Source organism: Sphingopyxis sp. QXT-31, from assembly GCF_001984035.1.
GTDB lineage: Bacteria > Pseudomonadota > Alphaproteobacteria > Sphingomonadales > Sphingomonadaceae > Sphingopyxis.
The window spans coordinates 1,045,681-1,061,297 of sequence record NZ_CP019449.1; the positions used below are offsets into that span (position 1 = coordinate 1,045,681).

12 protein-coding genes are annotated in these 15,617 nt (G+C 67.5%); 6 read left to right on the forward strand and 6 right to left on the reverse strand.

The window, feature by feature from the left end:
• The first annotated feature begins 174 nt into the window (after positions 1-174).
• Positions 175-1,305 carry a zinc-binding dehydrogenase gene (locus BWQ93_RS05165; RefSeq protein WP_077029582.1) on the forward strand — a complete coding sequence of 377 codons (1,131 nt, stop codon included), beginning with the start codon at positions 175-177 and terminating at the stop codon, positions 1,303-1,305.
• Between the two features lie 222 nt (positions 1,306-1,527).
• Here BWQ93_RS05165 and BWQ93_RS05170 read toward each other — a convergent pair whose 3' ends face one another.
• From BWQ93_RS05170 to BWQ93_RS05185, 4 genes are all read right to left on the reverse strand, one after another.
• Entirely contained in the window at positions 1,528-2,682 is a 1,155-nt protein-coding gene (locus tag BWQ93_RS05170; protein WP_077029583.1) for a cell wall hydrolase, read from the reverse strand.
• A gap of 9 nt (positions 2,683-2,691) precedes the next feature.
• Positions 2,692-3,612, reverse strand: coding sequence for a cysteine synthase A (cysK, locus tag BWQ93_RS05175; RefSeq protein ID WP_077029584.1), 921 nt, complete (start codon positions 3,610-3,612; stop codon positions 2,692-2,694).
• The gene (locus BWQ93_RS05180; RefSeq protein WP_077029585.1) at positions 3,609-4,277 is read right to left on the reverse strand and encodes an RBBP9/YdeN family alpha/beta hydrolase; all 669 of its coding nucleotides are present in this window, start codon (positions 4,275-4,277) and stop codon (positions 3,609-3,611) included. Before BWQ93_RS05180 ends, cysK begins: the two co-directional genes overlap by 4 nt.
• A 150-nt stretch (positions 4,278-4,427) precedes the next feature.
• Positions 4,428-5,738 carry an MFS transporter gene (locus BWQ93_RS05185; RefSeq protein ID WP_083720627.1) on the reverse strand — a complete coding sequence of 437 codons (1,311 nt, stop codon included), beginning with the start codon at positions 5,736-5,738 and terminating at the stop codon, positions 4,428-4,430.
• 331 nt (positions 5,739-6,069) lie between these two features.
• Between BWQ93_RS05185 and BWQ93_RS05190 the strand changes: the two genes are divergently transcribed.
• The 3 genes from BWQ93_RS05190 to BWQ93_RS05200 all read left to right on the forward strand — a co-directional run bounded on the left by BWQ93_RS05190 (position 6,070) and on the right by BWQ93_RS05200 (position 11,058).
• On the forward strand, positions 6,070-7,803 hold the full coding sequence (locus tag BWQ93_RS05190) for a DUF885 domain-containing protein (RefSeq protein WP_198040471.1): 1,734 nt from the start codon (positions 6,070-6,072) through the stop codon (positions 7,801-7,803).
• 259 nt (positions 7,804-8,062) lie between these two features.
• Positions 8,063-9,277, forward strand: a complete 1,215-nt coding sequence (locus tag BWQ93_RS21080) for a TIR domain-containing protein (RefSeq protein ID WP_077029586.1) — start codon at positions 8,063-8,065, stop codon at positions 9,275-9,277.
• Complete coding sequence (locus tag BWQ93_RS05200; protein WP_077029587.1) at positions 9,274-11,058, forward strand: adenylate/guanylate cyclase domain-containing protein; 1,785 nt, start codon at positions 9,274-9,276, stop codon at positions 11,056-11,058. Before BWQ93_RS21080 ends, BWQ93_RS05200 begins: the two co-directional genes overlap by 4 nt.
• Here BWQ93_RS05200 and BWQ93_RS05205 read toward each other — a convergent pair.
• Positions 11,055-12,347: an RsmB/NOP family class I SAM-dependent RNA methyltransferase gene (locus tag BWQ93_RS05205; protein ID WP_077029588.1), complete on the reverse strand. Its 1,293-nt coding sequence runs from the start codon at positions 12,345-12,347 to the stop codon at positions 11,055-11,057. The genes BWQ93_RS05200 and BWQ93_RS05205 overlap by 4 nt on opposite strands.
• 37 nt (positions 12,348-12,384) lie before the next feature.
• Between BWQ93_RS05205 and BWQ93_RS05210 the strand changes: the two genes are divergently transcribed.
• On the forward strand, positions 12,385-12,594 hold the full coding sequence (locus BWQ93_RS05210; RefSeq protein ID WP_077032218.1) for a DUF1674 domain-containing protein: 210 nt from the start codon (positions 12,385-12,387) through the stop codon (positions 12,592-12,594).
• 56 nt (positions 12,595-12,650) lie between these two features.
• Here the strand turns inward: BWQ93_RS05210 and BWQ93_RS05215 are convergent, their stop codons facing one another.
• On the reverse strand, positions 12,651-13,427 hold the full coding sequence (locus BWQ93_RS05215) for a SapC family protein (RefSeq protein WP_077029589.1): 777 nt from the start codon (positions 13,425-13,427) through the stop codon (positions 12,651-12,653).
• Between the two features lie 595 nt (positions 13,428-14,022).
• Here BWQ93_RS05215 and BWQ93_RS05220 point away from each other — a divergent pair.
• Entirely contained in the window at positions 14,023-15,525 is a 1,503-nt protein-coding gene (locus BWQ93_RS05220) for a phospholipase D-like domain-containing protein (RefSeq protein ID WP_077029590.1), read from the forward strand.
• Positions 15,526-15,617 lie beyond the last annotated feature (92 nt).

Here is a 15,617-nt window from a genome sequence, read left to right on the forward strand (position 1 = left end):
TCCTGGGGCGGCGGTGCAAGGATGCGGCATCACCCCCATCCAACTTCGCCTAGCCGCTTCGCGACAAGGCTTCGTATCCTTCCCCCATCAAGGGGGAAGGAAGGCGATTGCCACCGCGCGCCGCGCCCCCTAAAACCAGTTGCATCGAAAAACCGAAACCATGGGAGACGCGCGATGACCGACCTGCCTGCCACCAACCTCGTGATGCTGACGCTGGTGAAGCCCGAGGGCCAGCTCGAGGTCTTTTTCGAGCGCCGCCCGATGCCCGAGCCGCAGGCGCACGAGGTGCTGGTCAAGGTGCTGACCACCCCGATCAACCCCTCGGACCTCGGCCTGCTGTTCGGCGGCGCCGACATGGCGACGGCGCGCGCGTCCGAACGCGACGGGCTCCCCGTCATCACCGCCGATATCCCGCCCGCGGGCATGCGCGCGATGACGGGCCGCGTCGGCGACGCGCTGGCGATCGGCAACGAAGGCTGCGGGCTAGTGGTCAAGGCCGGCTCGTCGCCAGAGGCGCAGGCGCTGCTCGGCAAGACCGTCGCGCTGCTCGGCGGCGAGATGTACGCCGAATATCGCTGCCTGCCGGTGCAGATGACGATGGCGCTGCCCGACGGCACCGACCCGGTCGACGGCGCCTCCTGCTTCGTCAACCCGCTGACCTCGCTGGCCTTTACCGAGACGATGCGCATGGAGGGGCATAGCGCGCTTGTCCACACCGCCGCGGCGTCGAACCTCGGCCAGATGCTCGTCAAGATCTGCGCCAAGGACGGCATCCCGCTGGTCAATATCGTGCGCAGCGATGCGCAGGTCGAAATTCTCAAGGGCATCGGCGCGACGCACATCGTCAACAGCAGCGCCGAGGATTTCCAGGACCGGCTGGTCGATGCGATCGTCGAAACCGGCGCGACCCTGGGCTTTGACGCGATTGGCGGCGGCAAGCTCGCGGGCCAGATCCTCGCGGCGATGGAAGTCGCCGCGGTCAAGCGCATGACGACCTACAGCCGCTACGGCTCGGACAGCTACAAGCAGGTCTATATCTACGGCGCGCTCGACCTCGGCCCGACGGTGCTGAACCGCAGCTTCGGCCTGACCTGGGGCCTCGGCGGCTTCCTCCTCACCCCCTTCATGCAGAAGGCGGGCTGGGAGGTCGTCGGCCGCATGCGCCAGCGCGTCGTCGATGAACTCACGACGACGTTCAAGAGCCACTACAGCCATGAAATCTCGCTGACCGAGGCGCTGAACCTCGACACAGCGCACGCCTACAACGCCAAGCGCACGGGCGAGAAATATCTGATCCGGCCGTGATCAGGCCGTAGGAGCGGGGATCGGGCGATTGCGACATCTTAATCCTCCCTGAGGCGAAGCCGTGGGGAGGGGGACCACCCGCAGGGTGGTGGGGGGGCGCGGGAGGTGATACGCCGAGCTCGGCTGCACGCACCCCTCCACCATGCTTCGCATGGTCCCCCTCCCCATCGCTTCGCGACAGGGAGGATTAGGACGGTCCGCGCCCCACCCCAAATCTGCCTGTTACCGCTTCATGCACTGCCGCACATCGTCGCGCTTATATTCGCTGCAGTTCCACAGCGCCTTCTCGAACCCCGCCTTATCGTCGCGGAGGTAAGAGAAGGTCATCGCCGCGCGCTGGGTGTCGCTCATCGCCTCGGTCTCGGGCTTGAGCACCGGGTTGGTCCAGCCCATGAACTTGCAATATTCGCGCGTACCGCAAAGCCTCAGCGCGAGCGTCACGAAGCTTTCGGGGGTCGCCTTGCGGTCGAGCGTGATGGTGATCGTCTCGCGCCCGCCCGACACGACCTGTCCCGGCACTGCGACGCCGGTGATCCGCGGCTCGCCGACCGCGGCGTCGACCTCGGCGGCGAGTTCGGTCGCGGCGCCCGCCATGTGCAGCGGCGACAGCGCCGCCATCTTGGCGATCGGCGTCTCGACCCCCGATATCGCGCCGCGGAACGCGCCCGGCGTGCCCCAATAGCCCGGCCAGCGGAAGAAGAGGTGGGTGTCGACGATCGCGATCTTCTCGAGGCTGTCGCTCCAATAGGGGCGCACCCAGTCGGTGTGGTAATGCGTCGCGAGCCCGACGCGCGGGTCGACTCCGCCCGCGAGCACGATCTCGGCATTGACCTGCGCGCGCGTCCACGCCGCGTCCGAATAGCGGCGCGCCAGCGCGCCGTCGCAGGTGAAGGTGAACTGGCAGCCGGTGACGCGTTCCGACCCCTGGAACACCACGCCGCAGATCGACTTGGGGAAAGCGGGGTGGCGCGCGCGGTTCACGATGACCTGGCCGACCGCGCGCTGGCCCATATTGTCGTCGCCCGCCTCGTAGAGCATCGCCGCCGCAAGGCAGTCGCGCGCGCGGCCGCGGTTGTCGGCATCGCCCGAATAAACGAAGGGCCGCGCCGCGACGACGCCCTTGGTGATCAGCGGGATCTTCGCATTGGCGGCGCGCGCGTCGTCCTCGGTCACCGGGGCGAGTTCCATCGGCAGCACCTCAGGCACCGTGCTCGCGGGCGGCGCGACGGGGGGCAGGCGCACGCTGTAGCTCGCGGGGCCGCTCAGGCTGCTCGCATAGAGCACGCCCACGATCGCCGCGACCGTAAGCAGCGCGAACAGCCACGCCGACCGGTCGCGCCACAGCGGCGTCGTCGATTTGGGCGCCTCGGGCGCCATGGCGGGGGCTCAGATTTCCGGGAGGAAGTCGGGGACCGAGAGGTAGCGCTCGCCGGTGTCGTAGTTGAAACCGAGGACGCGGCTGCCCGCGGGCAATTCCTTCAGTTTCTGCGCGATGGCCGCGAGGGTGGCGCCCGACGAGATGCCGACGAGCATGCCTTCCTCGGTCGCTGAGCGGCGCGCATAATCCTTGGCGTCGGCGGCGTCGACCTTGATCACGCCGTCGAGCAGGTCGGTGTGCAGGTTGCGCGGGATGAAGCCGGCGCCAATGCCCTGGATCGGGTGCGGCGCGGGCTGGCCGCCCGAAATCACCGGCGAGGCTTCGGGCTCGACCGCATAGACCTTGAGGTCAGGCCAGCGTTCTTTCAGGAACTGCGCCGTGCCGGTGATATGCCCGCCGGTGCCTACTCCGGTGATCAGCACGTCGATCGGGCTGTCCTTGAAATCCTCGTAGATTTCGGGGCCGGTGGTGCGGACATGGACGTCGATATTGGCTTCGTTTTCGAACTGCTGCGGCATCCACGCGCCGGGGGTGGTCTCGACCAGCTCGATCGCGCGCTCGATCGCGCCCTTCATGCCCTTTTCGCGCGGCGTCAGGTCGAAGGTCGCGCCATAGGCGAGCATCAGCCGGCGGCGTTCGAGCGACATGCTTTCGGGCATCACGAGCACGAGCTTGTAGCCCTTGACCGCGGCCGCCATCGCCAGGCCGATGCCGGTGTTGCCCGACGTCGGCTCGACGATGGTGCCGCCCTGCTTGAGGCTGCCGTCGCGTTCGGCGGCCTCGATCATCGCGAGGCCGATTCGATCCTTGATCGACCCGCCCGGGTTGCTGCGTTCCGACTTCACCCAGACCTCGGCGTCGGGGAACAGCTTGGCGACCCGGATATGCGGGGTGTTGCCGATGGTATCGAGGATCGAATTGGCTTTCATGGTCGGAATGCACTTTCCCTATGTTCGAAGCGCGGATCGCGGCGGACCCGGTTGGGCCAGTCGCCGGCCCGGACCCACAGCTTTTCGTCAGCCAGGGCGGGCACGGGCGCGGGTTGTAACGAGGCGAGAAGATACTGTCCATAAGGCCAGTCGCCGATCCCCGAGTCGGCGTTGATATGCCCGAACGGCCCCGCGTTGACGAAGCGCGCGTCCCACTGCCGCGACAGGCGCCAGACATGCGCGGTCTTGGCATAGGGGTCGTTGTCGCTGGCGACGACGATCATCGGGGTGCGCGAGGTGAAGCTCGCGGGCTCGGTGAAGCTGGCCACGCGATTGTCGCGGCGCAGGTCGCCGAGGTCGGGCGGCGCCACGAGCAGCGCGCCGAGCACGCGGGCGCGGGACAAGCCCCCGGCCGAAGCGAACCAGTCGGCGAAGGCGTGGCAGCCGAGGCTGTGCGCGGCGATGAGCACCGGTTCGTCCTCGGCGTCGATCGCGTCGGCGATGCGGCGCTTCCATACGTCGCGGTCGGGGGCGCTCCAGTCGCCGAGATCGACTCGCTCGCAATCGGCGAACTTATGCTCCCACAGGCTCTGCCAGTGGCGCGGGCCGCTGTTGTCGAGCCCCGGAATTGTCAGGATTTTGTGGCGGATCGGGGAAAATTGCATCTCGGATTCTCCGTTGGTTGGGCCAGGGGAACCGCGGTGACGGGTGCAATCGAGATAATTCAACTAAATAAATTGACAATCACTTTGTGGCGAAAGGAAGGCAGTTTGCGACGAGTTGAAATCGCCTGTTCGGGAGGGCGCGGAAATGCGTCACTCGGCCTTTTTGAACTGCGGTTCGAAGGTGCGCGCGCGGCGCAGTTCGGGGAAGAGCCACGCCCATAGCGCGGTCACGCCGACCGCCGCGGCGCCGCCCGCGACGACCGCGAAAACCGGACCGAAGGCGGCGGCCATCGAGCCCGCGCGCATCTCGCCGAGCTCGTTCGACGCCGAGATTGCGAGCCCCGACACCGCGCTGACGCGCCCGCGCATATGGTCGGGGGTGTTGAGCTGGATCAATGTGCCGCGCACGAAGACCGAGAACATGTCGGCGGCGCCGAGCAAGGCGAGCATCGCCAGCGACAACAGGAAGTTGGTCGACAGCCCGAAGGCCATCGTCGCGAGGCCGAAGACGACCACCGCCCACAGCATCTTGACCCCGACATTGCGCTCGATCGGGCGCCACGCGAGCCCGAGCGCGACCAGCGCGGCGCCGACCGCGGGCGCGGCGCGCAGGAAGCCGAGGCCCTCGGAGCCGGTCATCAATATATCGCGCGCATAGACCGGCAGCATCGCGGTCGCGCCCGACAGGATCACCGCGAAAAGGTCGAGCGTGATCGTGCCGAGCAGGAAGCGCTCGCGCCAGGTGAATTGCAGCCCGTCGGCCATTTCGCGCAAGGGATGGCGGCGCACCTCGGTCGGCGGCGGGAGCACCGGGCGCACGCGGCTGATCGTGAAGGCCGAGATGGCGAGCAGCACGGCGGCGAAGATATAGACCGAGGTCGGATGCGCCGCGTAGATCAATCCGCCCGCCGCGGGGCCGATCACCGAGGCCGACTGCCACGCGATGCTGCTCATTGCGATCGCACGCGGCAGCACCGCGGGGGGCACGATGTTCGGCGCGATCGCGCTCATCGCGGGGCCGGAGAAAACGCGCGCGACGCCGTGCAGCGCAGCGAGGCCGAAGAGCAGGGGCAAGGTCAGCCCGTCGGTGTACGTAAACCAGCCCAGCGCCGCGGCGATCAGCAGGTCGATGAGGTTCGAGAAGATCGCGACGCTCCGCCGCTCGAAGCGGTCGGCGACCCAGCCCGCGACGGGGGTCAGCACCGCGAGCGGCACGAACTGGAACAGCCCGAGCAACCCCAGCTGGAACGACGCCTCCTTGATGGACATGCCATAGTCGGTGCGCGCGGTGTCGTAGAGCTGGTAACCGATGACCACGACCATCGCGATCGTCGCCATCACCGCGGTGAAGCGCGCGAGCCAATAGTAACGGTAATCGGGGAAACTGAGCGGCGAGGGAGCTTTGGACGGGCTTTCGGGCAGGACCGGCTCGTCGTCGTCGGGGGGGAGGATCGTCGCCATCGCGATCCGCCCTAGCGGGGTTTGTGGGGGTGTCTAGGAGGATTGTGCGGGAAGGGCGGGCGGTTACGGACCTGATAATCCTCCCTGTAGCGAAGCGATGGGGAGTGGGACGGCTCGCGAAGCGAGTGGTGGAGGGGCGGAGGCCTCGAACCGACGTTTATGGCATCGGCGCCTGCACCGCCCTGCGGGTGGTCCCCCTCCCCACGGCTACGCCGCAGGGAGGGTTATGATGGCCGCTCCCCACCCCAAAGCCGCCGTTCGTCGATTAGCTCGTGCGACCCATCCCGCGCGGTGGCACACCGCCGCCATCACCATCGGGGAGACACCGGATATGACACGCAAATTCGCCCGCAGCGCCACCGCCATGGCCGCCGCATTGCTCGTCCTCAGCGGCTGCAACGCCTCGGAAAACAAGTCCGCGTCGGCGCCGAGTGCAAAGACCTGGACCCAGTTCCGCGACAATTTCCTCGCTGGCTACTTCCCGCTCAACCCCAATTTCGCGGTCTATCAGGGCAAGCACGAATTCGACGGCAAGCTCCCCGACTGGTCGCCCGAGGGGCTCGAAAAACAGGCCGCCTTCCTCGAAAAGACGATCGCCGACGCCAAAGCCTTCGACGCCGAGATGACCGACGCCGAAAAATTCGAGCGCGACTATCTGATCAAGGTTGCCGAGGGTCAGCTCTTCTTCCTCCGCGATACCGACTTCGCCGCGAAGAACCCGTCCTTCTATACCGGCGCGCTCGACCCCAATGTCTATATCGCGCGCCCCTACGCCGATGCGACGACGCGAATGAAGGCGTTCATCGCCTATGCCGAAAATGTTCCCGCCGCCGCGGCGCAGATCAAGGCCAACCTCAAGCTGCCGCTGCCCGCGACCTTCGTCAAATATGGCACCGCGGGCTTCGGCGGCTTCGCCGATTATTACAAGGGCGACGCCAAGGCCGCCTTCGCCTCTGTCAAGGACGAGGCGCTGCAGAAGCAGTTCGACGACGCCGTCGCCAAGGCCGGCGCCGCCATGACTGACCTCGCCGAATATGTGGGCTCGCAGCCCGGCACCCCCGACGGCTATGCCCTCGGCGCCGACAAATTCGCCAAGATGATCCTCACCAACGAGGGCGTCGATACGCCGCTCGACGAACTCGAGCGCATCGGCCAGGCCGACCTCAAGCGCAACCAGGACGCGCTCAAGGCCGCCTGCGCCACCTATGCCGCGGGCGCGACGATCGCCGACTGCATGAAGAAGATGAATGCCGACAAGCCCGCCGACGGCCCCGTCGCCGAGGCGCGGCGCCAGCTGCCGGCGCTCCGCGCCTTCCTGGTCGAAAAGAACCTCGTCACCATCCCCGGCACCGAACAGGCGCTGGTCGAGGAATCGCCGCCGTATAACCGCCAGAACAGCGCCTATATCGACATCCCCGGACCCTATGAGAAAGGCTTGCCGTCGGTCTATTATATCTCGCCGCCCGACCCCGCGTGGGACCAGGCGACGCGCGACGGGTTCGTGCCGGGCCGCAAGGACCTGCTCTTCACCTCGGTCCACGAGGTGTGGCCCGGCCATTTCCTGAACTTCCTCCACTCGAACCGCGCCGAGAGCATCTTCGGCAAGCTCTTCGTCGGCTATGCCTTCGCCGAGGGCTGGGCGCATTACACCGAGGAGATGATGTGGGACGCGGGGCTGGGCGAGGGCGCCCCCGAGACGCATATCGGCCAGCTGTCGAACGCGCTGCTGCGCGACTGCCGCTATCTCTCGGCGATCGGCCTGCACACAAAGGGCATGACCGTCGCCGAGTCGGAAAAATTGTTCAAGGAGCAATGCTATCAGGACGCGGGCAACGCGCAGCAGCAGGCGGCGCGCGGCACATACGATCCCGCCTATCTCAATTACACGATGGGCAAGCTGATGATCCGCAAGCTCCGGGACGACTGGACAGCCAAAAATGGTGGGGCGGGCGACAAGACCAAGTGGAAAGCCTTCCACGACGAATTCCTGTCCTACGGCGGCCCCCCGATCCCGATGGTCCGCGCCGCGATGATGAAGGAAGAAACGCCGAAGGCGGTGTTCTGACGTTCGGATGAAGCCTCCCCCTCGATGGGGGAGGCAGCGAGACTTGGCAGCTTGCTGCCTAGTCGCAGCGGTGGGGTGCGGTCCCGGCCTGACGCGGTCGTTCGAGGCCGCGCCGTTACCCTCATCCAACTCCGCCTAAGCCGCTTCGCGGCCAAGGCTTCATATCCTTATCCCATCGAGGGAGAAGGATCTGATCGCGAGCACTGGCAATCCCTATCGCGCCCCGCTAGCCTCGCTCGCGACAGCAGGGGGCAAGCCGATGGTCGACGTCTTCATTTCCTATTCGCGCGAGAACAAGGAGCGCGTCGCCCAGATCGCGCATGCGGTAAAGGCCGCGGGTTACGATCTGTGGTGGGACGCCGAGCTGCCGCCGCACCGCAGCTATGGCGACGTGATCACCGAAAAGATCAGCAGCGCCAAGGCCGCGATCGTCGTCTGGTCGCACGCCTCGGCGCAGTCCGAATGGGTGCGCGCCGAGGCCGACGTCGCGCGCAACCAGAAGAAGCTCGTCCAGACCGCGATCGATGACGTCATGCCGCCGCTCCCCTTCAACCAGATTCAGTTCGCCGAGCTCGCCGACTGGAACGGCGAGCCCGACCATCGCGGCTGGCGCAAGGTGCTGATGAGCCTCGAGGATCTGTGCGGCCGTCCGCCATTGACGGGCGGGGAGGGGGCGGTTGCGCCGCCGCCAACCACCACGCCTGCGCCGTCTCCGGCACCCGCACCGACGACTGCGCCGACGCCGGCCCCGCCGCCGCCCGAACCGGCGCCCGCCAAGAGCTCGCCGCTTCCCTGGATCATCGGCGCGGTTGCGATCATCGGCGCGGCGCTCGCCTGGTGGCTGCTCCAGCCGACCCAGATGCGTACCGTCGAGGGCAGCGGCCCAGCCGTGGGCGCCGGCAGCACGCCGACGACCGGCGAGATCGCCACCCCCGCCGCCCCCGGCGAGGCCTTCACCCTCGCGGCGGTGATCAACGACCCCGAAGGTTTCACCAACATCCGCGCCGAACCCTCGTCCAGATCGGCCATCCTCGGCAAGGTGCTCGATGGCGAGAAATTCCTGACCTATCAGCAGAGCGGCCCATGGTGGCGCGTACGCAAGGCCGACGGCACCACCGGCTTCATGTTCCGCAAGCTGATCCGCGTGCTCGACGGCGCCAGTCCCGACCCCGCGCCCATGGCGGGGCCGCCCGTCGTCGCTCCCACCGGCGTCGGCGGCAGTGGGGTGGTCATCCCCGATTCGTCCGAGCGGCTGCTGACCACGGACGACATCGCCTATTTCGGCGCCAACGAACTGCGCATCGCGCGCAACGAGATTTTTGCGCGCAACGGCTTCCGCTTCAAGGATCCGTCGCTGCGCGCGCATTTCAGCCGCTTCACCTGGTACCAACCGACCACCGACAATGTGCAGCTTTCGGCAATCGAAAAGGCGAATGTCGCGCTGCTGAAATCGGCCGAAGCGGCGGCGCAATGAGCGAGACGGCGACGGCGGACCTCGCCGCCGCCGAGGCGGAGGTCGCGCATCGCCTTGGGCACGGCGATGCGCTGAGCGCCTTCGACTGCGCCGCCGCCGCACGCAAGCAGGGGCTCGAAAGCGACCGGCTGCGCTACCTGATGGTCCGCGCGCTCGCGGCATCGGGCGACAGCCTCGGCGCTATGCACCTCTACGAAAAGCTCGGGCTGGCCGACACCGGCGACGTCGACTGCCTCGCGCTCGCCGGGCGCATCTGGAAGGACCGAGCCTTCGACCGCGGCCTCGACGAGCGCCGGGCCTGGCTCGAAAAGGCCGCCGCCGCTTATGCCCATGCCTGGGACGTCTCGGGCGCCAGCTTCCCCGCGATCAACGCCGCCAGCCTCTATGCCATGCTCGGCGATCCCGAGCACGCCGCGGCGCTGGCTGAACCGATCGCGGCAGTGGGGGCGGCGGGCAATTATTGGGACGCGGTCACGCTGATCGAGGCGCTGCTGCTGCTCGGGCGCGGCGAGGAAGCGCTCGCGCATGCCGCCGCCGCCGATACGATGGGCGGCGCGCGCGCCGGCGACCGCGCCTCGACTTGCCGCCAGATCATGCGGCTCGCCAACAGCGGCGCCGTGGAACACGAATGGGCGGCGGCGGTCGCCGACCGGCTGCGCCCGCCCCCCGTCGGCGTCTATTGCGGCCGCATGTTCCGCGAGGGCGGCGAGGGCGAGGCCCGCGCGCTGGGGGCGATATCGGACGCTCTCGACGCGCAGCCCTTCTCCGCGCTGATCGGCCCGCTCGCCTGTGGCGCCGACATCCTCTTCGCCGAAGAAGCGATAAGGCGCGGCATCGACCTCACGGTAATCCTGCCCTTCGCCGAAGAGGATTTTATCGCCCAGTCCGTCCGCCCGGGCGGCGAAGACTGGGTGACGCGCTACCTGCACTGCCGCGACGCCGCGGCAATGGTCCATTTCGCCAGCAACTCGCGTTATGTCAGCGACGACTGCCAGTTCATCCTCGGCTCGCACACCGCGATGGGGCTCGCGAAGCTGCGCGCGCGCGAGCTCGAGACCGAGGCGGTTCAGCTCGCCGTCGTCGATCCCGAGGTGCTGGCGCGCAGCCAGGGTGCGATCGCCGGCACCAACGCCGACATCGCCTTGTGGGAGACCTATGGCGGACGAACCCAATTGATTGCTGTAGGCGGGCTCGACCGGCGGCTCGATTTCCCCGCGCCGGTTCCACCGCCTGAAGGCCACCGCCGTGGGCTGTACGCGATCCTCTTCGCCGACTTCGCGGGCTTCTCGAAGCTCGGCGAGCGCGAACTGCCCATCTTCGCGCGCGAGGTGATGGGCGGCATCGGCCGTGTTCTCGACAGCTTCGGCGAGCATGTGCTGTTCCGCAACACCTGGGGCGACGCGGTCTATGCCGTGATATCCGAGCCCGCGATCGCCGCACAAACCGCGCTCGCGATGCAGGAACAGCTCGCGGTGCTGCCGCCCGGGCTCGGGCTCGAGGGTCACCACGCAGGCATGCGCACCGGCATCCATTTCGGCCCGATCTATCGCGGGCGCGACCCAGTCGTGGGCAACGAGCTCTGGTACGGCACCGAAGTCACCCGCACCGCCCGGATCGAGCCCGTGACCCTGGTGGGGCAAATCTACTGCACCCAGCCGATGGCCGCGATGCTCGCGCTGATGAATATCCGCGATTTCGACTGCGACTATGTCGGCAAGGTCCAGCTCGCCAAGGACTATGGCGACCTCGCGCTCTACCGCCTGTCGCGGCGGGCGCGTTAGGGCGCGCGCAGCCGCGCGACGAAGAAGCCGTCGAGCCCGCCCGCATCGGCCAGCATGTCGGGCAGGGTGCGCACGAAGCCTTCGGCGGTCGGTGTGACGCCCGCCGGAAGTTCATCGGCGCGCGCCGCTTCGACGCTCCACCCCGGATGCGCCGCAAGGAAGGCTGCGACCTGATCCTCGCCCTCGGGGCGTTCGAGCGAGCAGGTGGCATAGACGAGCGTCCCGCCGGGCTTCACCCACGCGGCTGCACGCACGAGCAATTCGGCCTGCAGCGCTGCCATCTCCGCGATCTCGCGCGCTTCGATGCGATGAAGCACGTCGGGATGGCGGCGAAAGATGCCCGTCGCCGAACAGGGCGCGTCGAGCAGCACCGCATCGGCGGCCTCGCCGGGCTGCCACTGACGGATGTCGCCCTGCACGACCGCGGCCTCCAGCCCGGTGCGGTCGAGATTTTCTTCGAGCCGCGCCAGCCTCTTGGCGCTCGAATCGACCGCGAGCACCGACCAGCCCGCCGCGGCGAGCTGCATCGTCTTGCCCCCGGGCGCGGCGCAGAGGTCGAGCACGGTGCGGCCCTCGCCGGTGCCGAGCAGCCGCGCGGGGATGCTCGCCGCGATATCCTGCACCCACCAGCCGCCAGCTTCGAAACCGGGCAGGTCGGTCACCGCCTGCCCGCGCGGCAGGCGCAAATGGCGCGGCGCCAGGCTCACGGCGTCGGGCCAGGTCGCCGCCTCGGGTTCCTTGGCAAAGATCAGATCGAGCGGCGGTGCGGCGCTCCACGCCGCCTCGGCCGCCGCTACCATTGCATCGCCCCACGCCTCCGCCCAGCGCGCGGCGGTGGCCGCGGGCAGGGTGGCGCGCTCGGGCAGCGTCCATTCGTCCTGCTGCGCACGCGACAATAAGGCATGGACCAGCCGCCGCGGCCCGCCGTCGACCAGCGGCAGCGCGGTCGAGACCACCGCATGCCCCGGGCTCTTCAGCACCAGCAGTTGCGCGAGCGCGAGGCGCAGCACCGCGCGCGACTTGACGTCTTCGGGCAGCGGCTGCGCGGTCGCGCCGTCGATCAGCGCGTCGATGTCGACCATCCAGCGCAGCGTCTCCGACACGATCGCGACGGCAAAGGCACGGTCGGCGGGCGCCAGCCCCTGCGTCGCGGCGTGCGAGGCGATGTCGAGCGGGTCGCCGCGGCGCAGGATCGCGTCGAGCAGACGCAGCGCTGCGCGCCGCGGCGCGGTGCCCGGCGGCTCGGCGTCGGGTCGGCCGCGGCGGGCATGGGGGCGGCGATCAGCCATGGTTGGCGAAGCGGACGAAAGGGCTTATCATGGTGTCATGACCCAGAGCAGCAATCCGGACAGCATCGGCGGCACGCCCCGCGCGACCAGGCGCCCGGCGCATGTGAAGCCGCCCGCGGGCTGGCAGAACAACCCGGTGCCTGAACCCGAGGCGATCAAGGAGGAACCCGCCGAGGATCAGCCCGGCGGGCGCAACCCGGTGCGCTATGGCGACTGGGAACTCAAGGGAATCGCGATCGACTTCTGAAACCGGGCGACGCGGCGCGGCGCGGCATGCGCGTCCGATCCGCGTCGCCGGGGTCATCAGGCGGTCAGCGTGGCGGCGATCTCGGGCACCTTGCCCGCCTTGATCTGCTCGGCAAAGACTTCGCGCATCAGCTGCAGCGAGAAGAGGTGCGCAAAGATCAGGCCGAGCATGCCGTTCTGCATCATCTTGCGCAGCACGTCGCCGCGCAGTTCGCGCAGCTTGTTCTCGTCGACCATCTGGAAGCCGCGATAGATGAAAGGCTTGTCGCTGCCGTCGGGCTGGATGCTGACTTCGCCGTCCATCAGCAGGTCGGCCTTTTTCAGCTCTTCCATGAAGAAACCCGTGCGCTGGCCGGCCTCCTCGAAATTCTTGCAGAATTCCAGCACCGCCTTGGTCGGCTCGGTCGGCTCGCCATTTTCGAACAGCGCATCGCCCTCGTCGAATTCGCCGAGCGCACCCGAGGTCGGGTCGAAGCACAGCGACAGCTCTTCGGTGTCGGGACGCAGCTTGGCGAGCAGGAACGGGTAGCGACGGACATAGGCCGGGACGTAAACCGGGTTCAGCAGCTTGCCGTCCTCGCCGACGAAAGTGTTGACGCCCTCGTTCAGGCCCATCAGCGCCAGCGGCACCGGGTTGTCGCCCGCCGAAAAGACGATCGGGTAGAAACGGCTGGCCGAAGCAAACTCGTCCGAGGTCAGCGGCACCGCGTGCTGGTTGATCAGGAAGTCGGCCTTGTCGAGCGCACGCGCGCGAAAATTGGCGTGGTCGATGCTCGAAAGCGGCACCAGGTCCTGATAGAAAAGCGGCAGATTGGCAGCGGGCGCAGTGGCCATGATCGAACTCCGAAAACATTGAGCCCGCACGCGGGCAAAAGAAAAGCGATTGCGCGCCTTATTGGCCCCAGCGCCGCGGCGCAAGGGGGCGATGACGGTGCAGCGGTGTTGCGCGGTGGGATTGTGGGGGATTGTGGCGGGAGGCGAGGGCTGTTTTGGGGTGGGAGCGGACCTTCTCCATCCTCCCTGTCCCGCAGGGTGGTGGAGGGGTCGAGGCCTGACACGATCGTTTCAGGCCTCGACCCCTCCACCATGCTTCGCATGGTCCCCTCCCCTTCGCGACAGGGAGGATTATCATGGCAGCTATCGCCCGTAACCCGCCGTCAGCGCGTCCAAGAAAAAACCGCTTTCCTAATAAATCGCGCCATGATCTACCCTGCGGAATGAAGCCTATGTCCTTTCGCAACGCCACGCGCCGGTCGCGGCTAACCCGTTGTTCGCGCACGCGATGGGGCGTCAACTTAGTCAACTTCCGTCCAGCGCGCGCGTCCTTATCCTTGGTCTCCGCATGGACCTTTTCGGCCCGCCCGCCGGCCAGCGACGATTTCATGGAGACCGCTCGCAACCATATCACCCCCAGCGCGTCTCTGCGACCATGAGCGAGGGTGCGCTTTCCCCGATCGTCGTCGAGGGCCGCAATTGCTGGCGGATCGAACGCGCCGACAAGGCGCGGATGATCGTCGACGCCGCCGATTATTACGCGCTGCTCAAAGACCTGATGGCGGGCGCGAAACAGCGTATCCTGCTCATCGGCTGGGATTTCGACCCGCGCATCCCCCTATGCCCCGACGACAGGGGCAGGGGCGAGGCGCTCGGCCATTATCTGCTCCGCCTCGCCAAAAACTGCCCCGACCGCGACATCGACATCCTCCGCTGGAACTTCGGCGGGCTGAAGCAATATTTTTCGCCGGCCATCATCGCGATGATCGCGCGCTGGAAACTGACGCGCGCGATCAGCTTCCGCATGGACAGCGCCCACCCCTTCGGATGCAGCCATCACCAGAAGGTCGCGGTGTTCGACGATCATCTCGCGGTGTGCGGCGGCATCGACGTCAGCTCGCGGCGCTGGGACACGCGCGACCACCCCGACGGCGACGGCCACCGCACCGACCCCGACGGCAAATCCTATATGCCGTGGCATGATTCGACGATGATCCTCGCCGGGCCCGTCGGCAATGCCCTCGCCGAACTCGGCAACGAGCGCTGGCAGCGCGCGACCAAGAAACCGCTGCGCGAGATCGAAGGCGACGGCGAGAACTGGCCCGACGACCTCGAGCCCGATTTCTTCGGGGTCGACGTCGCCATCTCGCGCACCCGCGCCGAATATGACGGTTATGAGGAAATCCGGGAGATCGAGCAACTCTATCTCGACATGATCGCGGCCGCCAAGCGCTTCATCTATTTCGAGAATCAATATTTCACGAGCGCCAAGATCGCCGCCGCGATCGCCGAGCGGCTGAACGAGGACGACGCCCCCGAATTCGTGATGGTCATGCCCAAGACCGCCGACGGCTGGCTCGAGCAGATGGCGATGGACGCCGCGCGCGTGCAACTGGTGCGCGAGATCGCCAAGGCGAAGCACGGCGATCGCCTCCGCGTCTATGTCCCGCACACCGCGGGCGGCGAGCCCATCTATGTCCACGCCAAGACCGCGATCGTCGACGACCGCCTGATCCGCGTCGGATCGGCGAACATGAACAACCGCTCGATGGGGCTCGACAGCGAATGCGACGTCACCATCGACGCCGCGCTGTCGGCGAACACCGGAATCGAACCGACGATCCGAGCCTTACGCGAGTCGCTGATCGCCGAGCATCTCGGCGTCGAGCCCGCGACGGTCGGGCGCGGTTTCGAAGAAACGGGGTCGCTGATCGACACCATCGAAGCGCTGCGCAAAGGCGAAGGCCGTTCGCTCGAACGGCTCCACCTGATCGAGCCGGGGCCGTTCGACGAATATATCGCCGAGCACGAACTGCTCGACCCCGAAAGCCCCGACGCGATGTTCGACGCGATCCCCGAACGCGGAATGCGCAAGAACTGGCGCAAGGGCAAGGCGTGGATCCGGCGGCACCGGCCCTTCGGTCGAAAGCCTGCCTAAGTATCCGTTCGTGTCGAGCGAAGTCGAGACACCCGAAGGCGGGCGTTCCCCAAGCGTGTCTGGACTGCGCTCGACACGAACGGAGGTACAGG